The sequence below is a fragment of the Thiocystis minor genome, from assembly GCF_016653465.1.
In the GTDB taxonomy this organism is placed as follows: domain Bacteria; phylum Pseudomonadota; class Gammaproteobacteria; order Chromatiales; family Chromatiaceae; genus Chromatium; species Chromatium minus.
In genome coordinates, this window is sequence record NZ_NHSQ01000038.1 from 1 (window position 1) to 3,998 (window position 3,998).

The following is a 3,998-nucleotide window of genomic DNA, read 5'->3' on the forward strand; positions in this document are numbered from 1 at the left end:
GCACTGACCAGCGCCCGGAAGCCGACGAAGCCTGGGCGCTGGCCCTGGACACGTTTGACGAAGCCGCGACGGTGTGCGTCACCGACGAAATCCTGGCCGCCGTCAGCGCGTCCGCGCCGGTGTGGAACAGCGGCGACACGGTGGGCGCGCGGATGGCGTTCAAAGCCGCCTATGGGCGTCTGGTGAGCGAAGGCCGGGCCAGCGGGCAGACGCCGAGGTGGCAATTGTCCTTGGGCTGGGACGCGGAACGGCGCACCGTGGCCGCGCAGGACGCGGTACGGTCGGGACGGCTGACGGCAAAGCAGGTGCGCGCGCATCTGCCCGCGCCGCGTGCCGAGGGCCTCCCCGCCCTGATGGCTGGCGCGCTGACCGACCGCAGCAAGGTGATTGCCTTGCCGCTGGATGCCGATGCCGTCACCCGCCAGCGGATGCGCGCGTTGCGCGAGGCGATTACGGGGCGGGTCGCGCCCGTCGACGCGACAGCCACACCCGCCGCGCAGGACGCCGCCGAACGCCAACGTTTTGCGCAACGCAAACGGCAGGCGCTGGACGCTCTGGAACGGTTGGCGGCGCAGAAGTCCGTGCAGGAATCGGCTTGAGATCACTGCTCGCGCCCGTGACGGCGTTGGCAAGCGGTGAGCAAGGTGGAAATTAGGCATCCCCGACGTGGGACGCCCTACAGGGGCATTTGGCGCGCAGACGCTCGATGGTTTTTCGGCGATTTGCCATCTGAGGTTGGAATCCGCCAGTTTCTACCAAGCACTGAGGACCATCCCGCGGTGCGGTGGTTGACAACAGGGTGATGGCCCATTCAAGCGCGGCGTGTGGCGAGGTTGGATCGCCCCTCCACCACCAGGGATCAGGTCGCCGCTCGCCAGGCCCGTGTCCTGCCCAGGGCGGGGGAGTGACGTCCTGGTGGCGCGGTCGAACTCCGAGCCGTGAGTCATGGATGGTGGCGAGGCTAGAATCCGCCCCCTGAATTCACATTCCTAGCCTCGATGAAACACCAACGGTCACCCTGAGGGTGATTCGCGCCAGGCGTCGCAAGGGCGAAAGGGGGAAAAGTCGTCACGGCGGCGACCAACGCGGAGATGACGACGGTGTTTGCTGTGGGTGTTTTCATTGTCTGCCCATGAGTCAAGTGATTGATTAAAAATGGGCAGACACAGTCCATCCAGATCCTGGATGGATCGGATAGATGGCCTACGCCGCAGCAGATTCTCCAGGGTAGCACGGCGCGGACGCAAGGCGCGCAAGGCACACAAGAGACCCGCAAAGGCCAAGAAGCCAGTTGCCGCGCCCGCGCCAAAGCCAGTGATCGCGCCCGCGCCGAAGTCGGTCGCGGCGGTCGTGGTGAAGAAGAAGCGACGCATCGTGCCCGGCTCAGAACCGGAAAACCCGACCATTTAGCCCCGCCACGCGGGTTTCACTCGGCGCGCTCAATTCCCGCGCGCTTTTGCGCGCAGCCATCCTGAGACGACATCCGCACGGCAGCGTCTCTCACGAGATCGTCGAGCATCCATCCTTGCTCGTTGCACCATTGGCGGCACTTATTCAGTGCCTGCAGTTCGATCTGGCGCACCCGTTTGCGGGTCATGCCCAACGGCGCCGCCACCGCGTCCAGCGTTTCGCCGGGGCGCGAGCAGCGGTCTGCCGGCGGCATCAGTGCGTCACCAGCGGGCCATTGACCGCCAAGGCGGGTGCCGGGGACGTGGCGGCTACCTGGCTCTGGGGCGGCAACATCGCCGCCAGCGGTGTTGGCGTGGTGGGCGGGAGGCGCCAGCAGCGCACGCGCCCGTCCAGGGCAAGGCCGCACGACTGACCGTCGAGCGCCAGCGCCGGTTCGCGTTCGCCGCCCCGCCAGGCGGCACCGCCCCGGCTTTCCGGGAGGCGATGCGTGACGTACTGCGGGAAGGGCATCCGCGGCTCCATGAGGAGGGCCGGCGGCGGCGTGGGAGACGACGCGCAACCGCCGACCAGCACGCCGACGAGAGACAGTGGAATCCAGACAACACAGGGCTTGGCGATCACACGACGCTCCTGAAAAAAGACCAGCCCGGAGCCTAGCGCGAACAACGGTCAAGATCCGCGCGCATCGGTGAATCGGTCGCGTGCCGGGAATCGCGCAGAACGGTTCGCGACGCCTTCACCGTTCCTTGCCGCGGCCCGCACGCCAGGATGGTTCAATCGGCGTTTCTTCCTTNCCGCGCTCGCGCGCCCTTGCCTCCATGCGCGGATTCCTTGCTCGCTGCCAGATCGCCTGGTCCGTCTTACGGGGAACCGACGCGCGCGCGCCGGTCGCACGCGCGCCATCTTCCACCAACGACGCCGCTGAACGCGACCCCGAGATTCCGCGCTACCCGCCGTTCCTCAAGGGTCTGCCGGTGGCCACCTCGGCGCAGATCCTGGACACCCAACAGGATCTGATCACGACGTTCCAGAATGCGCTGGCGATCACCGACGCGGACTACGCAGCCCTCGTGCCGCCGCTGCTGGAACGCTACGCCGCCTTTGTCCATCTGTTGCCTGCCTCGGAAACGCACCACCATCGCGGGGCGGGCGGGCTGTTGCGCCACGGCCTGGAAGTCGCTGCCCTGGCCGCGCGCGCCAGCCGGGGAAAGCTGTTCGCGCTGGATCGGCGGCCCGAAGAGCGCCGTGTTCTGGAACCGCGCTGGCACCTGGCCGCGTTCGTCGCCGGACTGCTGCACGATGTCGGTAAGCCCGTGGTCGATGTCTCGGTGTTCGACCGCGCCGGCACCAGCCGCTGGCAACCGGTCGACGACACGATTGTCGACTGGGCGCGGCGGCTGAACATCGACCATTACTTCCTGCGCTGGAATGCCCAACGCCTCCACCACGGACACGAAATTTTTACCGCCTCGGTGTTCCATCAACTGCTCACGCCCGCCGTGCGCAACTGGTTGATGGACCCCGATCCGCTGATCTGGCACACCCTGGGCCGGGTGCTGGCGGGGAGCGACACGCAATCGCTGCTCTATCGCTTGATGCACGACGCCGACCGCGCCAGCGTGGCGCAGGATCTGCGCGAGAACCATCTCGATCCCGAGGCGCTCTCGCTCGGGGTGCCGATCGAACGCTATCTGATCGAGACCATGCGCGCGCTGCTGCGCGAGGGCACCTGGACGGTCAATGGACCGGGGGCGCAGGTCTGGACCTTTCATCCCGGCGGCCTGCATCTGGTCTGGTCGGACTGTGCGCCAACCGTCGTGCAACGGCTCGCCGAGTTGGGCGTCCCCGGCATTCCCCGCGATCCCGACACCCTGGCGGAGATCCTCATCGATCGCCAGTTGGCGGTGCCCGGTCCACAGCATCGCCCGGAACATCCGGTGCGCTACTGGCGGCTCGCGCCCGCCTGCTTATCGACGCGTCGCGAGCGCCCCCTGGAACTCTCGTTTCTGCGCCTGTCCGCGCCCGAGTTGCTGTTCTCCGGGGTGATTCCCGCCCCCGTGCCGCTGGTCGTGCGTTCGGGCGATCCCACGCTGGAGGCGGACGCGGAGGGCCAGAAAAGCAAGCTAACCGAGGACCGATCGGAGACGCGAACGGCGGCGGAAAAAACCGCCGTCGAGACGGCGCACCAGATCGTGTCGTCGGCGTCAACGCCTGCCGACGCGCCGGGGACGCCAAACCCCGCCGGGGGTGTCGGCGTCAAACCCGTGCGCGCGCCAGCCCCGTGGAGCCTCGACCCCGCACCCGTCGTCTTGCACGATCACGCGCCGGTCGCCTTGAAGCCCGTCGCCCCAACGGCGTCGATTCCCACGTCCGTCGCGGCCCACACCACTGCCGCTTCCGAGACCGCGCGCGCCTGGTTGCACCAACACGCCCCCGCCGGGCCAGCCCTGATGCAACTCTCCGCCGCGATCGCCGAGGGCCGCATCGCGCTCCCCGCACTCCCGATCACGGTCAAGGGCCAGGTGTTTCTGCCCTATCCCGCCGCGCTCACCGGCCTCGATCAGCCCCCGGAGGCGCTCCTGGCGGAC

5 protein-coding genes are annotated in these 3,998 nt (G+C 68.1%); 2 read left to right on the forward strand and 3 right to left on the reverse strand.

Annotated elements, in window-relative coordinates:
- On the forward strand, positions 1-599 hold a 599-nt coding region (locus tag CCR95_RS03225; RefSeq protein ID WP_201091790.1), incomplete at its 5' end, for a hypothetical protein.
- A gap of 414 nt (positions 600-1,013) precedes the next feature.
- On the opposite strand, the gene CCR95_RS03230 is transcribed toward CCR95_RS03225, so the two are convergent.
- The 3 genes from CCR95_RS03230 to CCR95_RS03240 are packed head-to-tail and all read right to left on the reverse strand — an operon-like array spanning position 1,014 to position 2,076.
- Positions 1,014-1,406 carry a hypothetical protein gene (locus tag CCR95_RS03230; RefSeq protein ID WP_201091791.1) on the reverse strand — a complete coding sequence of 131 codons (393 nt, stop codon included), beginning with the start codon at positions 1,404-1,406 and terminating at the stop codon, positions 1,014-1,016.
- A gap of 20 nt (positions 1,407-1,426) precedes the next feature.
- Positions 1,427-1,663: a sigma factor-like helix-turn-helix DNA-binding protein gene (locus CCR95_RS03235; RefSeq protein ID WP_201091792.1), complete on the reverse strand. Its 237-nt coding sequence runs from the start codon at positions 1,661-1,663 to the stop codon at positions 1,427-1,429.
- Positions 1,663-2,076 carry a hypothetical protein gene (locus CCR95_RS03240; protein WP_201091794.1) on the reverse strand — a complete coding sequence of 138 codons (414 nt, stop codon included), beginning with the start codon at positions 2,074-2,076 and terminating at the stop codon, positions 1,663-1,665. Before CCR95_RS03240 ends, CCR95_RS03235 begins: the two co-directional genes overlap by 1 nt.
- A 152-nt stretch (positions 2,077-2,228) precedes the next feature.
- Here CCR95_RS03240 and mobH point away from each other — a divergent pair.
- Positions 2,229-3,998: MobH family relaxase (gene mobH, locus CCR95_RS03245; protein ID WP_201091803.1), on the forward strand; the 1,770-nt coding region annotated here is incomplete at its 3' end.

What these genes read in the sequence shown, in the direction of transcription:
- CCR95_RS03230 (WP_201091791.1), bottom strand. Translation starts at nt 1,406, where the DNA reads ATGGTCGGGTTTTCCGGTTCTGAGCCGGGCACGATGCGTCGCTTCTTC.
- CCR95_RS03235 (WP_201091792.1), bottom strand. Translation starts at nt 1,663, where the DNA reads ATGCCGCCGGCAGACCGCTGCTCGCGCCCCGGCGAAACGCTGGACGCG.